Below are 800 nucleotides of genomic sequence, written 5' to 3'. Positions count from 1 at the left end.
GTGAGCATTACGGTCACCGATGCCAATGGCGATATACAAACCTTAACTGCCACTGTGTTGGCTGATGGCAGTTGGTCGGTGGATGTACCGACCCCGCTTGCAGAAGGCGCTTTTGTTGTTGATGCTAGTGTCACCGATGCCGCCGGCAATACCGCCAGTGACACAGAAAATAGTGGGGTGATAGACACAACAGCGCCGATTGTCACTATCGATGCACCGGCATTGACCAACGACAATACGCCGCTGGTCACAGGGACATCGGATCTAGCTAATAGTGACATTGCCATTACCTTTACGGATGCTAACGGCAGCCATACCGTGACAGTGCAAACCAATGCCAGTGGTAATTGGAGTGCCGAGGCCACGCAACCACTGATTGATGGTGCATACACAGTGACTGCCAGTATCACCGACGACGCAGGTAATACCGGCAGCGCCAGTGACAACGGCGTGGTTGATACAATTCCGCCAGAGCTTGCGTTTGTGCCCACCTTCCTATTAGGACAGTTAGTGTCTCTTAGTGGTACCTCCGATTTACCTGCTGGAAGCACAGTTACGGTTACTCAAAACCTACTTGGTGGCGGGGTGATAAACTACACCGCGACCACCGACGCAGCAGGTAATTGGTCATTAGTTGGGTTGAGTATTCCGCTGCTAACACTTAGTTCGATCACCGCCAGTGCCAGTGATGAAGCAGGTAATGTGCGCACGATCACTTCGACTGATTTTGATGGTACGCCACCGACGCTCACGGTGAGCGTCGATACATTGAGCAATGACAACACCCCAGCCATTAGTGG

General features: G+C 52.4%; 1 protein-coding gene. It reads left to right on the top strand.

The features are described 5' to 3' along the window. Positions 1-800 (top strand): Ig-like domain-containing protein (locus H5154_RS22910; protein ID WP_182719752.1); only part of this gene is annotated, 800 nt, incomplete at both ends.

Origin of the sequence: Pseudoalteromonas sp. SR44-5 (genome assembly GCF_014163675.1) — a bacterium.
Classification (GTDB): domain Bacteria; phylum Pseudomonadota; class Gammaproteobacteria; order Enterobacterales; family Alteromonadaceae; genus Pseudoalteromonas; species Pseudoalteromonas rhizosphaerae.
Note: the sequence above shows the minus strand (reverse complement) of the source record. Positions and strands in the feature narration are given on the sequence as shown.